17 protein-coding genes are annotated in these 18,899 nt (G+C 51.6%); 6 read left to right on the top strand and 11 right to left on the bottom strand.

The genetic code is table 11. The features are described 5' to 3' along the window. Positions 1-17: 17 nt before the first annotated feature. Positions 18-3,185: a DNA polymerase III subunit alpha gene (gene dnaE / locus EVJ32_RS01150; RefSeq protein WP_131456062.1), complete on the bottom strand. Its 3,168-nt coding sequence runs from the start codon at positions 3,183-3,185 to the stop codon at positions 18-20. Positions 3,186-3,288: 103 nt separating this feature from the next. On the opposite strand from dnaE, the gene EVJ32_RS01145 reads away from it, so the two are divergent. Then, a complete protein-coding gene (locus EVJ32_RS01145) occupies positions 3,289-3,480 on the top strand; it encodes a YtzJ family protein (RefSeq protein WP_131456060.1) in 192 nt (63 codons plus the stop codon). Between the two features lie 16 nt (positions 3,481-3,496). On the opposite strand, the gene EVJ32_RS01140 is transcribed toward EVJ32_RS01145, so the two are convergent. Then, entirely contained in the window at positions 3,497-4,462 is a 966-nt protein-coding gene (locus EVJ32_RS01140; protein WP_131456059.1) for a DHH family phosphoesterase, read from the bottom strand. 76 nt (positions 4,463-4,538) lie between these two features. Between EVJ32_RS01140 and EVJ32_RS01135 the strand changes: the two genes are divergently transcribed. Further along, positions 4,539-4,853, top strand: coding sequence for a YtpI family protein (locus EVJ32_RS01135; RefSeq protein ID WP_236636005.1), 315 nt, complete (start codon positions 4,539-4,541; stop codon positions 4,851-4,853). Between the two features lie 40 nt (positions 4,854-4,893). On the opposite strand, the gene EVJ32_RS01130 is transcribed toward EVJ32_RS01135, so the two are convergent. Continuing rightward, positions 4,894-6,204 (bottom strand): DRTGG domain-containing protein, encoded by a 1,311-nt coding sequence (locus EVJ32_RS01130; protein WP_131456058.1) that lies wholly within the window; start codon positions 6,202-6,204, stop codon positions 4,894-4,896. A 161-nt stretch (positions 6,205-6,365) separates the two neighbouring features. Here EVJ32_RS01130 and EVJ32_RS01125 point away from each other — a divergent pair, with 161 nt between their 5' ends. Continuing rightward, the gene (locus EVJ32_RS01125) at positions 6,366-7,460 is read left to right on the top strand and encodes a M24 family metallopeptidase (RefSeq protein WP_071397827.1); all 1,095 of its coding nucleotides are present in this window, start codon (positions 6,366-6,368) and stop codon (positions 7,458-7,460) included. 290 nt (positions 7,461-7,750) lie between these two features. Here the strand turns inward: EVJ32_RS01125 and EVJ32_RS01120 are convergent, their stop codons facing one another. Continuing rightward, positions 7,751-8,473 (bottom strand): metallophosphoesterase family protein, encoded by a 723-nt coding sequence (locus tag EVJ32_RS01120; RefSeq protein ID WP_131456057.1) that lies wholly within the window; start codon positions 8,471-8,473, stop codon positions 7,751-7,753. A gap of 12 nt (positions 8,474-8,485) precedes the next feature. Next, entirely contained in the window at positions 8,486-9,211 is a 726-nt protein-coding gene (locus EVJ32_RS01115) for an SDR family oxidoreductase (protein WP_131456056.1), read from the bottom strand. Positions 9,212-9,394: 183 nt separating this feature from the next. Here EVJ32_RS01115 and EVJ32_RS01110 point away from each other — a divergent pair, with 183 nt between their 5' ends. Beyond that, positions 9,395-9,832, top strand: coding sequence for a universal stress protein (locus tag EVJ32_RS01110; protein ID WP_016508455.1), 438 nt, complete (start codon positions 9,395-9,397; stop codon positions 9,830-9,832). Between the two features lie 49 nt (positions 9,833-9,881). Here EVJ32_RS01110 and EVJ32_RS01105 read toward each other — a convergent pair whose 3' ends face one another. From EVJ32_RS01105 to tpx, 4 genes are all read right to left on the bottom strand, one after another. Then, on the bottom strand, positions 9,882-10,472 hold the full coding sequence (locus EVJ32_RS01105) for a 3D domain-containing protein (RefSeq protein ID WP_131456055.1): 591 nt from the start codon (positions 10,470-10,472) through the stop codon (positions 9,882-9,884). 450 nt (positions 10,473-10,922) lie between these two features. Continuing rightward, positions 10,923-12,134 carry an acetate kinase gene (locus EVJ32_RS01100; RefSeq protein WP_131456053.1) on the bottom strand — a complete coding sequence of 404 codons (1,212 nt, stop codon included), beginning with the start codon at positions 12,132-12,134 and terminating at the stop codon, positions 10,923-10,925. Positions 12,135-12,260: 126 nt separating this feature from the next. After that, on the bottom strand, positions 12,261-13,148 hold the full coding sequence (locus EVJ32_RS01095) for a class I SAM-dependent methyltransferase (protein ID WP_071397832.1): 888 nt from the start codon (positions 13,146-13,148) through the stop codon (positions 12,261-12,263). Between the two features lie 100 nt (positions 13,149-13,248). Continuing rightward, positions 13,249-13,737 carry a thiol peroxidase gene (tpx, locus tag EVJ32_RS01090; protein ID WP_071397833.1) on the bottom strand — a complete coding sequence of 163 codons (489 nt, stop codon included), beginning with the start codon at positions 13,735-13,737 and terminating at the stop codon, positions 13,249-13,251. 163 nt (positions 13,738-13,900) lie between these two features. Between tpx and EVJ32_RS01085 the strand changes: the two genes are divergently transcribed. After that, positions 13,901-14,710 (top strand): NAD kinase, encoded by an 810-nt coding sequence (locus EVJ32_RS01085; protein WP_070329489.1) that lies wholly within the window; start codon positions 13,901-13,903, stop codon positions 14,708-14,710. A gap of 43 nt (positions 14,711-14,753) precedes the next feature. Here the strand turns inward: EVJ32_RS01085 and EVJ32_RS01080 are convergent, their stop codons facing one another. Next, entirely contained in the window at positions 14,754-16,325 is a 1,572-nt protein-coding gene (locus EVJ32_RS01080) for an amidohydrolase (protein WP_131456050.1), read from the bottom strand. Between the two features lie 75 nt (positions 16,326-16,400). Continuing rightward, positions 16,401-18,131, bottom strand: coding sequence for a septation ring formation regulator EzrA (gene ezrA, locus EVJ32_RS01075; protein ID WP_131456049.1), 1,731 nt, complete (start codon positions 18,129-18,131; stop codon positions 16,401-16,403). A 237-nt stretch (positions 18,132-18,368) separates the two neighbouring features. Here ezrA and EVJ32_RS01070 point away from each other — a divergent pair, with 237 nt between their 5' ends. Continuing rightward, entirely contained in the window at positions 18,369-18,851 is a 483-nt protein-coding gene (locus EVJ32_RS01070) for a GAF domain-containing protein (protein WP_070329486.1), read from the top strand. The last annotated feature ends 48 nt before the right edge of the window (positions 18,852-18,899 follow it).

The following is an 18,899-nucleotide window of genomic DNA, read 5'->3' as shown; positions in this document are numbered from 1 at the left end:
ACAGATTATACCACTTTTTATGACTTGGTACTAGTTCCCGTGCTGGACGTTTTTGAATCGACCCGCTTTAAGACGACGTCCGCTTCCCCGAACCGGTTCTTCAAAGCGGTCATGAAGGATTCCGTCGGATTGACCGAGTAAGCAGACGCCAGTTGCTTCACCTCTTTTGAGTCAGAGAAGCGACAAATTACCGGGACGTCCCCACTTGCTGTATGAAGGAGTTCTTCGAGCTCGGCGAACGATTCACGGCGAAGTCGGACGAACAACGCTTGACCGTTTAACGGCCGTACCCGCTCCACGACGAGTTGAATCCGCCCGTCCCGTTCGTTTGGATGAACCTCGAGCAACAGGACGTTCCCGACATAGAGCGAACGTGCGTAGTTTGCGAACACGCGCGGGAAGATGACGACCTCATCTTGCGAGACCCCGTCATCGACCATGGCGACACCCATCTCCTCGTTTTTCTTCGTCTTAAACGTCCGGATCGCATCGACGTAAACGACGATAAACCCTCTGTCGCCGCGCAACACTTCCTCGATTGTGGCCGTGTCCACTTGAAGGGGTGCCACCGTCGTCAAAGGTGAGTGGACGATCCACGTCCCGAGCGCCTCGCGTTCTTCCTCCGACCAATTCGGTTCCGGCATCTCGGTCCGTTTCAAACCGAGGGCCGACAGTTCATCCGGGAGCAAATGTGTCCCCGTCTCTTCCCGCAAGCGTTCCACAGCCCGGAAAGCTTGGCTCCGCTCCCCGTGGTACATACGGTCTAACGCCCCGGAACCGAGCAGACGGCGCAATTTCAACTGATCTTTCGTTCCCCAGTCCATCAGCTCCACGAGTCGTTTCACATCGGTGAACTGATCGTGATGCTCAATCAATCGTTCCACGTCCCGCTTCGTCAATCCTTGAATCGCCTTGAGGCCCAGACGGACACCCGGACCTTCTAGAAACGCTCCCGCTTTCCCGTGCAAGACGTCAGGAGGATAGACGGGGATTTTCCCTTTCCGGAGCATGCGCACGAGTTGATTCGTCTTATCGTACGTCACGAGATAAAAAATGCGTTCAAAGTGCGCTTTCACATACGCCAATCGATAACTGATCAAACTATAGGCGACGGCGTGCGACCGGTTGAACCCGTAGCCCGCGAATTTTTCAATCCATGAGAATACTTGTCGCATCGAATCCATGTCGTGCTTCGCCGTCTTCTCCAAAAAACGGATTTTCTCGACCTCGATGGCGGCCATATCCTTTTTAGCGATGGCTCGACGAATCAAATCGGCCTCGGCGTATGAATATCCGGCGAGTTCGCGCAACAACTTCATGACTTGTTCTTGGTAGACGAGCACGCCTTTAGTCGTCTCCATCACTTCGCCAACGATCGGATGGACCGGCTTGTACGGCATCCCGTGCTTACGCTTGGCATACGTCTCGATGAACTGCATCGGTCCAGGGCGATAAAGCGACATCGTGACGACGATATCTTCAAACTCGGTCGGCTTCACTTGCCGCAGCGCCTGCTTCATCCCGTCCGACTCAAACTGAAAGACGCCGTCTGTATCGCCTCGTGCGAGAACGCGTAACGTCCGGTTGTCATCGAGCGGGATCGATTTTAGGGAGAATAGTGAATCGGTGTCACGAATCAACATCTCCATCTCGCGCAATCGTGTCAAGTTCCGGAGGCCGAGCAAATCGATTTTCAGCAGTCCGAGCGCCTCGAGATCCTTCATATTATATTGCGTCACTTGACCCCCGTCCGTCGGTTGAAGCGGCGTTACCGTGTCAAGCGGATCTCGGCTCAAGACGATCCCGGCCGCATGGATCGACGCTTGCCTCGGCAAACCTTCCAATTGAGACGCAATCGTCAACAAGTGCGACCGTTTTTGACTTCCGGCAAACCACTTCATTTTAGTCGGATTGTTCGTAATGCCCGCGATTCCGTCGTCCTTGACTTGTTTACTCGCAGCCTGGCCTTCTTCAAGCGTCATCCCGAGAGCACGCGCTACGTCACGCAGCGCCGCCTTCGCACCGAATGTGGCTAACGTACCGATTTGAGCGGCGTGATGCAGTCCATACTTATTAAGCACGTACTGGACGACCTCATCTCTCCGTTCGTCTTCGAAGTCCAAATCGATATCCGGCATGCTGATCCGTTCCGGGTTCAAGAAACGTTCGAACAGCAAATCGAAGCGAACAGGGTCGACTTCTGTGATATGGAGCGCGAAACTGACGAGCGACCCGGCCGCCGAACCACGACCTGGACCGACTTCGATGCCTTGCTCCCTGGCGAAGCGAACGATGTCCTCGACAATCAAGAAGTATGAGGCGAACCCCGTACCGGCGATGACGTCAAGCTCGTACCGGGCCCGATCGATATACGTGTCGTTGAGCAAATCGAGTGCTTTCAATCGCTCCGCGACGAGACGTTTGAGTCGCTCGACGGCATCAGGCAGTTCCGGGATCGCGGCAGTCGCGGCCGGAATCTGCGTTACTGACACAAGTTGATCGAATCGCGCGAGTTCCTCGAGCTCCATGGGTTCGAACCAATCGTTCATCTCGCTCGGCAGCCGCACATACTTACCTTTTTGATGAACGTCCTCTTGGGAGATGACCTCGCCTTCCCCGATTGCGACGATAGCACGATACGCTTCAAAATCTTCTGGTCGCATATAACACGTCTCTGGCGTCGGCACTAAACGAACACCGAGTTCTTCGCGCATCCCCCGAAGCTGTTTGACGATGAGCGTCTGTTCGGTCGTCTGCGGAGCCGGCAACCCGAGCCATAATCGTTCTTCTGCCACAAAGCCGAGGATACGGTTAAACAAACGACGTCGGTGGACCGGGTCACTCGTTTTCCAATTCTCAGGTAAGATGACGACCGATAAATCCGTCGGTTCGGTCAATCCGCCTGCCTCGACGATGCGATACAACTTTGCAATATCTAGGTCGGTCATCGCATACACGAGCACGGCCAACTCGAGCCCGTCGACATGAAGGCTCGTCCGTAGACCGATGACCGGCTTGACTGCATAGCGTTCGCATAGTCTCACAAATTGAGGAACGCCATAAAACGCGTCATCTGCGACCGCGACCGACTTACTCCCCCGCTCCGCCATCGAGGCGACATATTGCTCTAGGCGAATCGTGCTATGCATCAAGCTAAACGCTGATCTTACATTTAAATGGAGCACAAGCGCCCCCCTCTCTCTTTTTTCTTAATTGTCAAACTCATCTCGATGCTTCTCTGATACAATAATTATAGACAAAACGAATGATAAAAGGGGGTAAAAGCGTATGATTATTAATCGGGGTAAAATCGCGCGCGACAAGTTAGAACTTTTACAGAACGGACAGACCGTATTTGCCGACAGCCCTGAAATTATCGACCGGCTGCGCAAATACATTGCCGAGTACCAACTTGACGTCGTCGAAGACGTCACCGATCGCGGCACGTGGTTCATCCCACAAGACGACGATACAAAATGAAGAGAGCTGACCGCGGTCAGCTCTCTTCATTTTCAAATTCGAACGGTGCGGCCACTTCTTCTAGTGCGGCAATCACATCGTCCATCTCTTCCCACGTGTCAATTGTCGCACCGGCTGCCATCGGATGCCCGCCGCCACGGTAACGTTTGGCGACTTCATTGATGACCGGGCCTTTCGAGCGGATACGGACACGAATCTCATCTTTGTTCTCGACGAACATGACCCAACATTTCAACCCCTCCAGTCCAGAGAAGCTGTTGACGAGCAACGATGCCGCTTCCGGCGTCGCATGAAACGTCCGGAGCACGTCGGCGTCGATTTTGACATATCCGACGCCCGCCTCTGTCACTTGGACGTTTTGCAGGACGTAACCTTGCAGTTGGAGTGTCGCCAAGTTCGTCTTATACATTTGCCGGTACAAGCGGTTCGTGTCGATGCCGTAACTGATCAAGTCAGCAGCGATCTCAAACGTGTGCGGCGTCGCGTTCCGGAACTGGAAGCGTCCCGTATCGCCGACGATGCCCGCGAAAAGTAAGAACGCCGACTGCTCATCGAGAGCCAAGCCCCATATCCGAGCGAGCTCGGCCACAATCTCCGACGTCGAACTGACCGTCGTATCGACGATCTGATGTGTCGCATACGCGTCTTCGTCCGGATGGTGGTCAATCTTGACGACGGTCTTCCCTTTCAAAGCGTATGGTCCATCGATTCGTTCGTGGTTCGCTGTATCAAGCACGAGGACGAGTGCCTCGTCATACATCTCCGGCTCCACGTGTTGCATCTTCCCTAAAAATTCGAGGTCGCGGGCGATCCCGCCGACGACGTAAACGTGTTTATCCGGGTAAGCCCGCTCAATGATTCGCTTTAAGCCGAGTTGACTTCCGAGCGCGTCTGGGTCGGGACGGACGTGTCGATGGATCATAATCGTGTCCGCCGCCTCGATTAACTTCAATATCGTTGTTGCTTCAGGCCAATGTGCCATGGTCGTTCCTCGCTTTCTTGATGTCCATTCTATGGTATGATGATAACAGATTATACGTTTGAAAGGGGTTTCTCACTTGAGTCAATTAATCATGATCGGACTCATCTTGTTCTCACTCGGTGCGTATTTCGTCTATAAACGTCGGGCCTTCTTGACGAAGACGCCGTACCGGAAAGCGTTGTTCAACACGCAAGCGCTCATCTGGCTCAGCTTGTTTTTGGCGCTGTTCGCCATCAACCAGATGCTCGGCGGCCTCGGTCTCAATTCGACCATCGGCTGGATCGTCAGCATCGTCATGCTCGTCCTCGGGCTTGGCAACGCAATCGTCGGGATCATTCGCTACCGCAAGATTTTCCCGAAGGCGTCTGAAGAACCGATCCAACAATCTTAATATGTAAAACGAGCTGATGACATCATCAGCTCGTTTTTCTTTACCGGTCGATCAGTTGCGCCGTGACGAGCGCCTTGGCGACGAGTTGTGTCCCTTGTGTCATCTCGACGTCGACTTTCCCGAACTTTCGTCCGAGGTCGAACACGTTCGCCGAGACGCGGATTTGGCTCTCGATTTGAATCGGTTTCATGAAGTAGACTGTAATATTCTCGACGACAAGGTCGCCTTTTTTCATATGCCGCAAACTCCGAGTCGCCCCTTCGACAAGAAGCGTCGTCAAGACTCCGGACGACGCCGTCCCCATGTGGCTCGTCATTTGAGGTGCCACTTCGACCGTGAACGCCGTCCCGTTCGAAGTCGGATCCTCTTTCAACTGATTGGTGATCATATTATCAAACGTCTCACCGACTTGCGGTTGCCGGTTCGCGAGCTGAAGCGCCTTTAGGACGTCTTGACGGCTGATGATGCCGAGCAGGCGACCGTAGTTGTCGACGACCGGCAACATCTCGATCCCTTCCCACACCATCTGGTGGGCTGCATTCGTGACACTTGTCTGCACACCGGCCGTGATCGGGCTTTTCGTCATCACTTTTTCGATTTCTGTATCGTGCGGCCGATCGATGAGATCTTTGGCGGTGATGACGCCGACGACTTTCATCTGGTCGTCGATGACCGGGTAACGGTTGTGCTTCGTCCGTTCATTGAGTTCGTGCCAACGTTTGACCGTATCGTCCACTTTTAAATAAAACGTATCGTGCAACGGAATGACGATATCCGAGACGAGCAGAATTTCCTTTTTGATCAGACGGTCATAGATGGCGCGGTTGATCATCGTCGCCACGGTAAAGCTGTCATATGAAGTCGAGATGACGGGCATGTTGTACTTATCCGCCATCCGTTTCACTTCGTCGGTCGCATCGAATCCACCGGTGATCAGTACGGCCCCGCCTGACTGCAAGACGAGTTCATGCGCTTTCTCCCGGTTCCCGATGATGACGAGCGAGTCGACGTCGATATATCGCATCATCGCTTCGAGCTTCATCGCCCCGATGACGAACTTAGACAGCGTTTTATGCAGGCCGTCGCGTCCGCCGAGCACTTGGCCATCAACGATGTTGACGACTTCGGCAAATGTCAGTTTTTCAATGTTCTCTTTATGTTTGCGCTTGATGCGGATCGTGCCGACCCGTTCGATCGTTGACACGAACCCCAAGTTCTCCGCTTCTTTGATGGCCCGATAAGCCGTCCCCTCTGATACCGCAAGTTCTTTGGCGATTTGGCGAACGGAGATTTTAGACCCGACATCGAGCGACTCGATATGTGCTATGATCTGTTCATGTTTTGTTGTCATGTCACGAGTCCCTTTCCTCAATACATTTTCTGTCACCCTCAGTATACTGTATCAGTGAACCTTGTTCAAACTGTACTACTGAAAATGCAACATTTCCTTTCCATTTTGGAAACCGCTATAATGAACGAGAAAGCCACTGAACAAGAAGGAAGGGAATCGAGTTGAATCAACGAACCAACCACATTGCACAATCTTTGGCCACGAAAGGGCTAGACGCCGCGTTTGTCACGTCAAAAGCGTCCGTCTTCTATTTTTCAGGAGTATACGCCGAGGCCCATGAACGTTTGATCGCTATCCTAGTACTGAAGAACGGGACAACGGCGCTCGTCTGTCCGGCCCTTGAAAAAGGAATCGTCGAAGCGAGCGACTGGAACGGTGAGATCGTGACGTACATGGACCACGAGAATCCGTGGGACAAGGTCGTCAAACTGTTTCTCGACCAACAAATCATTCCGGAACGAATCGGGATCGAAGGCGAGCATTTACCGTATAACCGCGTCGAACAACTTCGTGCCGGGTTTGCCGGACTTTCAATCATTGATTTGACGGAAGAATTACAAGCGCTCCGAATGATCAAGTCGACAGATGAGATCCGGGTCATGAAACGGGCGGCCGAACTTGCCGACATGGCAATCGAAGCCGGCATCCGCGCGTTGCGTGAAGGGGTGACCGAACTTGAAGTCATCGCCGAGATCGAATACGCCATGAAACGGCAAGGTGTCCGTGAGATGTCATTTGACACACTCGTCTTGTTCGGTGAAAATAGCGCCGATCCGCACGGTGTGCCTGGCAACAACCGACTTAAAAAAGGTGACTTCGCCTTATTCGATCTCGGTGTCGTCTGGCAAGGCTACTGTTCAGACATCACCCGTACCGTCGTCTACGGTGAGGCGAGCACGAAACAGCGGGAAATCTATGAGACCGTGCTCCGGGCCGAAGAAGCCGCCATCGAGATGGCGAACGTCGGGACGACGCTCGGCTCGATCGATATCGCCGCCCGCCAAGTCATCACGACGGCCGGATACGGGGAATACTTCACCCATCGCGTCGGCCACGGTATCGGGATCGAGGTTCACGAGTTCCCATCGATGGCAGCCAACAACGATATGACGGCCCAGGTCGGTATGACGTTCACGGTCGAGCCAGGCATTTATCTCCCCGGTGTCGGCGGCGTCCGGATCGAGGACGATATCGTCATGACGGAAAGCGGACCAATCTTGTTGACGAGCTTCCCGAAGACGTTACAAGAAATTTAAAAAAGGTTGACTAACACAGTCAAATTCGCTCGTCCTTCCGGCGCCAACGCTATCCGCAGGCAATCCCGGAGCCGCAGTACCATCGGACGAGCAAAGCAAACGGTCGCCCTCGGGCGGCCGTTTCACATTCTACCGCGGGCGAGAACGACCGTTACATAGCATTTCTTCAATTTTATGTCGGGCAGAGCGCCTCAAGGTCTTCGGACATAATAAAAGACGAACGAGATCGCTTTTAGCGACCTCGTTCGTCAACAGCTTGAGGTTAAAGGCATACGCCTTCAACCTCTTTTTCAATAGAACAGGCGCCACATCACTTCGCGCTGCGGCACTTCGTCACGCTCCATCTTGTTCATGAAAGACGGTTTATCGTACAGGATCGTCTTAGCGAGGACACGCAGTCCCGCCTCATCCCACTGCAGCACTCCGTAGCGGGCCAAATCGTCTTTGGCGACGCCGAGCGCTCCCGGATTGAAATACCGTTTGCACTCATCTTGAAACGCGTGGACCGGGTGATGGTGACCGAAACAAACGACGTCCGCCGCGTAATCACCAAATAAGCGCTGCATGTTCGGAAGCGTCGCTTCGACGATGTCATGAAACGGCTCGTCGACGATCGATGCCTCACGTTTTTCAGTCGGGATGTGGTAATGAATGCCGTATATATGCTCCCTGCCTATCGTTTGCTCGATCGTACGAGGCAATTTCATAAGCGCATCGGCGTAGTCAGGGCGCAACGTTCGTGCGACCCATTCGTGATGTGTCCGCGTATGGGCATAACTTTCAGGATGCCCTGTTCCGGCGAGCAGTGAGAGGACGGCTTCATCGTGGTTTCCCGTGATCATCTTGACACCTCGGTCGAGGAGTCGCGCCATCACTTCGTTTGAATCTGGCCCCATCGCGATCATATCGCCGAGACTCCAGATGTCATCGATCCCTTGATCGTCCAACTCGTTCAAAACCGCGTCTAACGCTTGGACGTTCCCGTGAATGTCCGTCAAAATGGCCAACTTCATATGAAGCACTCCTTACTTTCGATATTGGTGGACGACGTTGACGCCTCCGGTCACATCGATGACCGCCCCGGTGACCATGTCCGAGTCCCGCGCGAGCAAGAACATGATCATTCGCGCGATGTCTTCGCCGGTCCCATGCCGACCGACCGGTGTTTGATCATCCGGTTCAGCGGATTCGATCCGCATCTCTTTCTGCGCACCGACGATGTTACCCGGATTGATCATGTTCGCCGTGATACCGTGCACCGCTTCCTCGAGCGCGACCGTCTTCGTCAAACTGACGAGACCGGTCTTCGCGGCAGCAAAGGCGGACCGATGCAACCAGCCCGGTGCCGTCGCACTCTCAGGGAAGCCATACGTGATGATACGACCGAACCGCTTCGCCCGCATATCCGGAATCGCCCGACGCATCAGCCAAAACGAGGCGGACAAGTTCCCGGTGATCACTTCCTCCCACTCCTCGTCCGTCAAATCAACGAGACATTTCCGTTCGAAAATATACGGACCCGCGTTCAAAATCAAAGCGTCCGGCTTACCGAACTTGCTCACCGCCTCGTCATAACCGGCCGTCACCGCTTCTCGGTCCGTCAACGGCGTCTCGATCATATGTAGCCGTTCATGCTCCCAATCAATCGGTTTTCGTTGAAGCACGCTGACATACCAGCCCTCCTCCAACAGTCGTTCCGTCACAACCCGGCCGATCCCTTTCGCACCAGCCGTGATGACTACGTGTTTCATCGTCATCCCTCCTCTGTATCATCTTACCCGTTCCATCTATCGATTTCCAAACTTCAACCTGTTCCGTAAGAAAGTTGTGAAAATTTCATCCATTCTCAAAAGAACCGAGCGTGAATTTCCAGTGAAGTGGTATACTATATATGTAAGCCGCACGTACATTTCAAGCGAAAGGTTGGGATTTACATGGCAATTGTCTACAAACATATCCTTTCTGCCGTCGACGGCTCGAAAGAGGCGGAACGCGCATTCGAAACAGCAATCGACGTCGCCCTTCGAAACGACGGAAAACTGTATATCGGTCACGTGATCGATACACGGACGTTCGCAACGGTCGAAGCATACGATCGGACGATTACCGAACGTGCAGAAACTTATGCGAAAGAACTGCTCGACGACTATGTCAATCGGGCCAAAGAACGTGGTGTCAAAGAAGTCGAAACGGTCATTGAATACGGTTCGCCTAAAGTGACGATTGCGAAAAAAATCGCACCGAATCACGAAATTGACCTTATCATCTGTGGAGCGACCGGCTTGAATGCGGTCGAACGCTTCTTTATCGGTAGCGTATCCGAGAGCATCGTCCGGTACTCGAAGTGCGACGTCCTGATCGTTCGTCAATAATTTCAATAAAAAAGAGTCATCGCGTTTGCGATGACTCTTTTTTATTGGCTTATAAGACTTTGACCGTGACCGTCTTGCGGCCAAAGTTGATGGCCGCACTTTGCGAGTACATGAGAATATCGATCTTATGTCCTTTGATGGCGCCGCCTGTGTCAGCCGCCGTGTACGTACCCATTAACTTCCCACCGACATACACTTGTACTTTAGAACCAAGCGGGATGACGCGCGGGTCGACAGCGACGACGTTATGTCTTTGTGTACGCACGTTCCATCCGAGTGCCGTCTTACCTGAACACCCTTTGCAGTATGGTGTGTAGGCAGAAGCGTTCATCGTATACGATTTCACGTTCGCTTTCGCAACCGGTTTAACGGTGCGTAAGTATTTGGTTGCGATCCAACCGGCCTTACCTTTATAGTTGACGCGAATCCAAGCCCCTTTTGTACCAGTGCGTTGGAGTTGTTGTCCTTTATTGATTTTTCCGAGTACCTTACCATTAATCGTAGCCGCTGAGCGAACGTTTAATCCATTCACTTGGCTTTTTACATAAATTTTAGAAGACGCCTCTACTGGTTGTTGCGGTAAAAGCATGGCGAATGTCATGACCGTCAGTAATAAGACCGTTCCAATTTTTTTTAACATGAGGTTCGTCCTTTCCCAGTCGGTTTGTTTTGTCGTTTTTCATAGTTGTCAGTTCTTGGTGATTGTTACGTTTAAACATAAACACGATGCGTCAAGACGAGTAATGTTTCGTCCAGATAACTATATGACGAAACAACCGGACGTGCGTTTACAACTAAAATTCATTTGAGTGACACTAAAATTACAGGAGTGTTACAAAAGCGGACTATTTTAACGAGAGATGACAACTTTACAGAGATACCACTTTTTATGTCATATTAAATTCCAATTTTTGGTTGCAATATGACTCGAACGTTACAAACGTATCGTTTTTTGACTCTTTTTATTACAGCTCACATCTTTCGAATCATCCTTTAGACACAATTCCCCCGGATGAACTATGACAAAAGAACTAAAAAAAGTCGCGCTGTTCGAATGAACAGCGCGACTAGAGAGGTTAAATTGTGTGGATTAAGCGTGTGCTTCTACAAGGTTTGCGATCCGAACTGTATCGCGGGCGATGACCAATTCTTCATTCGTCGGAATGATGATGACTTTGACCGGCGAATGCGGATAGTTGATGAACAACTCTTTGCCGCGTGCTCCGTTGTTGAGCGATGGATCCCAGTAGACGCCCATGAATTCAAGCCCACGCAAGATACGCTCACGAATGACGTCAGAGTTTTCACCGACACCCGCCGTGAAGATGATGGCATCGACACCGTTCATCTCAGCAGCGTACTGACCGATGTAACCGTGAATCCGGTTCGAGAAGATTTTAAGTGACACTTCAGCCCGGTGGTTACCTTCTGCTGCAGCTTGTTCGATGTCACGTAAGTCACTTGAAATACCCGAGAGACCGTAAACGCCTGATTCTTTGTTCATGACGTTCAATACGTCTTCAGCCGACTTGCCCGTTTTTTGCATAAGGAACGGGATGAGGGCCGGGTCAAGTGATCCTGAGCGCGTTCCCATCGTGATTCCTTCAAGTGGCGTGAAGCCCATCGTCGTATCGATCGAACGACCGCCGGCAACCGCCGCGATTGACGCTCCACTGCCGAGATGGCATGAGATCAAGCGCAAATCTTCGAGCGGACGACCGAGTAGCTCAGAAGCACGTTGCGTGACATATTTGTGGCTCGTCCCGTGGAAACCATATTTTCGTACTCCGTGTTCCGTGTAGTACTCGTACGGGAGGCTGTACAGGAAGTTTTCTTCCGGCATCGATTGGTGGAAAGCCGTATCAAAGACGGCGACTTGCGGTACGTTCGGCAAAATCGTTTGGAACGCACGAATCCCAGTCAAGTTAGGCGGGATGTGAAGCGGTCCGAGTTCGACGAACGATTCGATGTTCTTCATGACTTCCTCATCGATCACGACTGAATCCGCGTACAGTTCTTTCCCGTGAAGAACACGGTGCCCGACACCCGAAATTTCATCGAACGAAGCCATGATTCCAAGGTCAATCAATTTTTCGAGCGCAAGCTCGACCGCTTCTTTATGTGTGTGAAGCGGCGTGACGACGTTGAACTTTTGCCCTTCGCCGTATTTAATAGTAAAGATCGCATCGTCTTTTCCAACGCGCTCGACGAGACCAAGCGCGAGCATGTTCTCAGATGGCATCTCGAGAAGTTGGAACTTCAGTGACGAACTACCTGCGTTGACTGCCATAATTTTTGTCATGTCATACACCTCTTACCTTTCGATTTAAACACGTTTCTTTATCTGTTCTCTTTAAAACCGATAACTGTATCATAATGAAGATACTTGATATGGCATATGTTTTTCAAGTCTTTTGCCCAATAAATATTATGTTGTTTTAAACCATTCATCAATCTGTTTCACAATATTGGCAACAGCTCGCACGTCAGTGAACGATGGTAACTCAACGAGGAGCGCTTGTTTCGGCCGTGTAACGCCCTCTCCTTGCTTCTGTAAGATGAGGATACTCTTCGCATACCGTTCATCTTTGAACATCGTTGTCGGTAGTTGGAGGACACCCTTCACGACCGCTTCTCGGTCCATCCACTGTTTTAATTTCCCTTCATCATCCTGTTCAAACAAATTGTTCGGGATGACGAAGACACCATGGCCTCCCGGCAACGTATGCCGCATCGCCTGCTCGATCATCAAGAAGTGAGAATAGGAATGACCTTCTTCTCGCTTCAACTCATAACCGCTCGCCACTTCGTCGTTCGGATAATAACCGATCGGCAAATCGACGAGTGTGAGGTCACTCGGCTCGACGAACAGCGGTGCAAGTGCGTCTTGATGGAAGTAAGAAACCGGCTTTTTGAGTAAATTGCTAATCGCATATGACAAACGAAGCATCAATTCATCGACTTCGACGGCTTGTGCGGTGGCGTCCTTCACTTGCGATAAAATGGCGTGGACGAGAGTCCCGGTGCCGCTTCCGAGTTCAAGCACGTTCGCTCCGTCTTTGACGAGCTTCGTCGCCAAATATCCGATAAATAAGCTGACTGCGTCCGGTGTCGGTTGATGGTTCGGCGGAAGCGTTGTCGTCTCTTCAAGCACAAGCAGACTCACTGCCTTGCGCACGTCATCCGGTTTCTCCGATTCAACGTCGACTCGCTCAAACACTTCGATCAATGCTTCGAGCGGCAATAAATCAAGGTCGGCCACCAATTTTTTCGTTTCTTTCTTCCAATCTCGGTACAATTGTTCAAATCGTTCCATAGTCGTTCATCTCCTCCATACAAAACCGGCTCTCGTTTCGAGAGCCGGTTGGTTAACTACAATATAGTGTAAGCTATTCGTCCACGTTTCGCCAAGTGAATCAGTTTGCCGCGTCGAACGCTTCAAGCGCCGCGTCAAAATCGACTTCGTCTGTCATCTCATCCATATACTGAACGTATTGGATAGTTCCTTCCGAGTCGATCACGAAGACTGACCGGGCTAGCAAACGAAGCTCTTCCATGAGCACGCCGTACGAATGCGCGAACGACTGGTCGCGGTGATCTGACAACATGATGACGTTATCGAGACCTGACGCCGCACACCAGCGTCGCTGGGCGAACGGTAAATCGTTCGAGACGGTCAATACCGTTCCACCGAGCGATGCCGCGTTTTCATTGAACGCACGAGTTTGCGTGTCGCATAGTCCTGTATCGATCGATGGGACGACACTAATCAATTTCTTCCCTGGGTAAGACGCGAGCGACACTTCTTCGAGTGCAGTCGTGAGGGCGGTGAAATCGGGTGCAGCATCTCCCACTTTCACTGGATTCCCTTGCAATGTGACTGTATTCCCTTTAAATGTTGGCATCAAATCATCCCCTTGTTCTGAATTTTACTTCTTCATCATATCGATGGTGCCGTCACGAAGACAAGCATCCTGCTTCAGACGGCCTGATTGTCATTTTCCCTATATAGGACGCCTAAAACAAGTTATAATGAGAAGGACACAATTGACAAAGGGGATGATTTAGATGAGAAACAACGTGTATCTGCACCATCGTAACGTCAACGAGTTCACGAAAGAGGTAAAAAAATTAAGAGAAATCGGGGAGAAACATGGTTTCAACATCATGGACCGCCCGGAAGATGCCAACATCATCGTCGCCATCGGGGGAGATGGCGCGTTTTTACAGGCCGTCCGTTACACCGGGTTCCGTCAAGACGCCATCTATGTCGGTTTTGGCCGCGGCCTCAACGAATTTTACTGTGACTTCGATATACATAAACTCGACGAAGTCGACCGTTTATTCTCGGATAACTCTGCCCGGATCGAAGCCGGTCTCGAAGTACGGAAATATCCGCTCTTATCCGCTTCGATTAACGAATCGTCGCCACTCCTCTGCCTGAACGAGGCATCGATCAAATCGAGTATCATCAAATCGCTCGCGATCGAAGTCTACATCGACGACCTCCACTTCGAGACGTTCCGCGGGGATGGAATGGTCGTATCGACACCGACGGGATCGACCGCCTACAATAAATCGTTGAATGGCGCGGTCGTCGACCCGCTCATCCCATGCATGCAAGTGAGTGAAATCGCTTCGGTGAACAACAACCGTTACCGCACGCTCGGCTCAGCATTCATCGTCCACGCATCACGCAAGCTGTCGCTCCGCATCGTTGAAGACGGAAACGATTATCCGATTATCGGCATGGATAACGAAGCGCTTAGTCTGAAATATACAGACCGGATCGACATCGAATTGTCGGACAAGGTCGTCAAAACGGTCAAGTTGAAAACCAACTCGTTCTGGCACAAAGTGCAACGCTCTTTCTTCTAAACTGACAAAGGCTAGTCGTCCATCGCGGACGACTAGCCTTTTCTCATGCTTTGATGACGTCCGCCTCGTAGACGGGCGAACCGTCGACGACGGTCATGACAAGTCGGTTGTTCAAAATATCTTGTCCGTTCAAGTCAAAGAAATCCTGCTCCCACACAGTGAACGTCGCGTTATAGCTTTGAATCAACAGGCCGTCACGGCCATGTGTTCCGGTCGCGACACGCGGCGAGTAGGTGAAACTCCGTAGCGCCTCGTACATCGATAGACGCTCGGACGGATTCAGTGCACCCGACGCTTCAAACGATTGTCGTGTCACAGCGGCATAGAGCCCCTTTCTAACATCGACAGAAGAGATCGGGGCATCACTACCCCCGAGTACGAGCGCGCCCGTATCGAGCATCGATTTGAACCGATACGCGTCATCGACCCGCTCGTTGCCTAGACGGTCGAACAACAAGTCCATATCATCCGACAAAAAGACCGGTTGCGCGTCGATGAGGACCGGCAACGCACTGATACGTTTCAACAGCGAATCGTTCAATAGCGAAGCGTGGATGATGCGGTCGCGCGTCCCTCGTTTCGCCGGATACTTCTCGAGCAGCGTGATGAACTGCTCAGCCGCCGCATCTCCGATGACATGAGCCGCAACGTTCATCCCGTATGAGCGCGCTTTTTTGACGAGCGCCTCGAGGTGGTCCGGGCGGTGGACTTCGATCCCGCGCTGTCCGACTTCATCTGCATACGGCTCAAACAAGAGCGCCGTCCGGCCGCCGAACGAACCGTCGACGAAAATCTTCATCGCCCCGAAGTCGAAGCGCAGGCGCTTCGCAAGCGCATCTTTTTGTAGCAATTGATCAACGACTTGTTCATGGACGAGCAGATGGGCATGGAACGGAAGTTCTTGAAGTACATCTTCATATGCTTGAATCGTCTCGAGCGGATCTCCGTGGTAGAACAAGTCTTCCGTGTGGGCTCCGACGATCCCATGGGCGAACAACGAGTCGACGGCCCGACGGATCGAGGCGACGTTCTTCTCACGATTTCCGCCGAGCTCTTTATGGAGCAGATCGAGCGCCGCATCGTACAACACGCCGTTCAATTTCCCGTCGTCATCACGTCCGAGCTTCCCGCCTTCAATGACGGTGTGATGAATGAGGCCTAAGCGCTCGAGGCCTTTCGAGTTGACGACGGCGACGTGGCGACAGACGCGCTTCAAGACGACCGGGCGATCCGGAATGACGGCATCGATCATCTCACGTGTCGGCATCTGTCCGAGCAGACGATCGTTAAAGCCTTCAGCGACGATCCAGTCGTCCCCTCCCGACTTCGCTTTCATCGCTTCGAGCAAGGCGTTTAAATCCGTCGTCTCGGTCGCGTCGATGCGGTCGAGCGCCTCGCCATATCCGATCAAGTGAATGTGCGAGTCTGTAAACGCCGGATACACGCTCTTCCCTTCGAGGTTCACAATCTGTTTGATCCGGCCCGCGTATGTACGGCGAAGATGACCTTCCTCCCCGAGTTTCAACACGCGTCCGTGCTCGACATACATCGCCCGTGCCATTTCATGTTCTTTGTTCAGCGTATAGATCTTTCCGTTTACCCAAAGCGTTCCCATCACAAAATTCCTCCTCGATTCAAAAAAGATTGACGTCTACGTTAATTCCCGTTTACGTCAATCTTCATGCATAGATTATTTTCGAAGCATATCTTGTTGTTCTAAACCTTTTTCAACACGTTGACGGATCTCGCGAGCCGCTCCTTCGTCGAAGCGCCCGAGCACACGTTCACCGATTTCGACGGCCGTACCGTACTCGCCGTGTAAAAACTTGTTCTCAGCGAGCGTCAAGGCGACATGCACCTCGTTATCACGACGACGGTACCGATTCGCATACTGGAGCAACTGTTCCGCATACGTCACTTGCCGGAGCAGTGCTTTGACGCGGTCACGGAAGTTATCCATCGTTTCCTCGACATCGTGACTGAGGCCGACGATATACGTCATGTTGAACGGTGCCTTCTCGAACTGTTCATCTAGCGACTGCACCCCTTTTTGAAGTTGTCGCATGTCACTCGTCAAATCAGTCGGAACGACCGGCATCGCGCTCTTCGCCAAGAGGCGACGGTGAGCGGACAATTCCTTCTTCCATGACTCGAGTTTATTTCGAACTTCGAGCTCTTCTTTACGAAGCGAGTTCGTATTTTCGATAAACCGTTCATGCATCGCACCGAACTGGTCGAGTGACCGTTTCGCATCTTGCACTTTTGATTTGATCAGACTGAACGGAATCACCTGAGCGACGAGTGCTTGTTCGATATCGAGGACGTTCGCAGCGAGCACCGCACGTTCCCGGTCCAATTGTTCGAACTCCTCACCGACCCGGGCATTGATTTCATAGTTGCTGACAAGCCGCGACATCTCTTGGTGAAGGCGCGTCATCAATTCGTTCGTCTGACGTTCGCGTTCTTTGACCCCAGCAAACTCTTTTTTTACGTACTGCCTTGCATCGACCTCGGAGCTGAACGCCTCGAACAATTGATCGATATCCGAACTGAGTTGCTGCATGTCCGTTTCAAAGTGTTCAAAATCAAGCTGTTCGATCCGAGTCATGAGCGCGAGACGGCGGTCTTCTGCCTGCTCGATCTCTTCGACTAAACCGAGCGTCTCGAGGGCGTAGCCATCCATCTGCATTTCTTTATGACCCGCACGCAGTTGATTCAGTTGGTGCTTTAAGTCAAATTGAACCGTCCGGACAAACTGGGGAATCACTTGAACGAGTTCACGGATCTTCGTCACCTTTTCAGACAGGACTTGGCCGGCCATGAACGCCTCTGAGACTTGTCCTTCTTGCTTGAGCGTCATCATCTCGGTCCGTTTCGATTCCGCAACAGCGATTTCGGTTTCGACGAGATCGTACGTCGGGCCAAAAGCGCTATTTTGAGAAATGAGCGTCTTGCGGAACTGATACAGTTCTTTCTCGTCTTTTTTGACGATATCTAGCAGGGAGGCATGATGGTCGTTAAACTCCGCCATTTCATCGAGCATCGCGTGAACCATCGATTCGAGTTCTTCGATCACCTGTTCGGTCGCAGCCAAGTCTGATTTGACTTTAAGGAAACGATATTTGTCGAGGTCTTCCTCTGAACGGTATAACGCCTCATCGATTTGACCCGTGTGGACGCTGACGAGTTCATCCCACGACTGGTGCCAGCGTTCGAATTTTTCTTTCGTTTCGCCTTCCATCGGCCACTGTTTGAACTTTTGAAGCTCGGCCGGGACACTCGCACTCAGGATGCCTTGTTTTCGCATATCCAAATCATCAATTTTCTGGTAAAAACTTCGTCTAGCTAGCATACTACCTAACATTGCTCCTAGAGCGATGACAATAATTCCAATTAAAATTCCGTATATTCCGTAATCCATCTCTGTAACAACCTCCAAGCCGCTTTCGTGGACTTATGTATCTTTAAGAAGAAAATGAAGTATTTTATAAGTATAGATATTAATAATCATATTATAGAAACAATGTTTTGCATAGGTTTTCCAACGGTTTAGGGAGAGAATGTTATTTTCCGCGAAATTCTTTTTGGGAGACAAAATAAAAAAATGCGTGTACCATGATGCTAATCTGAAGTACATCTTGATATAGGAGGGAAACAAATGTTCCAAACTACTACTTACTCTGGCGACCTGGCCGCCGGCTATGACTTACTTAACAAACAACTCGCTGCCCTGCTCGAAGGAGAGACGAACCAAGTCGCTAACCTTTCGAACGCGAGCGCTCTGCTCAACCAGTTTCTTGACCGCATCAACTGGGTCGGCTTCTATTTGACTGACGGTGACGACAGCCTCATTCTCGGACCGTTCCAAGGTCTTCCTGCTTGCGTCCATATCGCCTTCGGCAAAGGCGTCTGCGGCACCGCCGCCTCGACACAAGAGACACAGTTGATCGCCGACGTCCACCAATTCCCAGGCCATATCGCCTGTGATGCGGCCTCGAACTCTGAAATCGTCGTCCCGCTCATCCGTGACGGCAAAACGATCGGCGTCCTCGATATCGACAGTCCCGAGTTCGATCGCTTCTCAGAAGTCGATCGCCAAGGCTTAGAGCAATTTTGCCAGACATTACTTCGCTTCATCTGATTGACAAGCTGCTCGATCCATCGTATACTGATTTTTGTGCATGAAATG

Origin of the sequence: Exiguobacterium sp. SH5S4, from assembly GCF_004337045.1 — a bacterium.
In the GTDB taxonomy this organism is placed as follows: domain Bacteria; phylum Bacillota; class Bacilli; order Exiguobacteriales; family Exiguobacteriaceae; genus Exiguobacterium; species Exiguobacterium aurantiacum_A.
The sequence above is the reverse complement of the archived record's forward strand: the minus strand, read 5'-3'. Positions and strand labels throughout refer to the sequence as shown.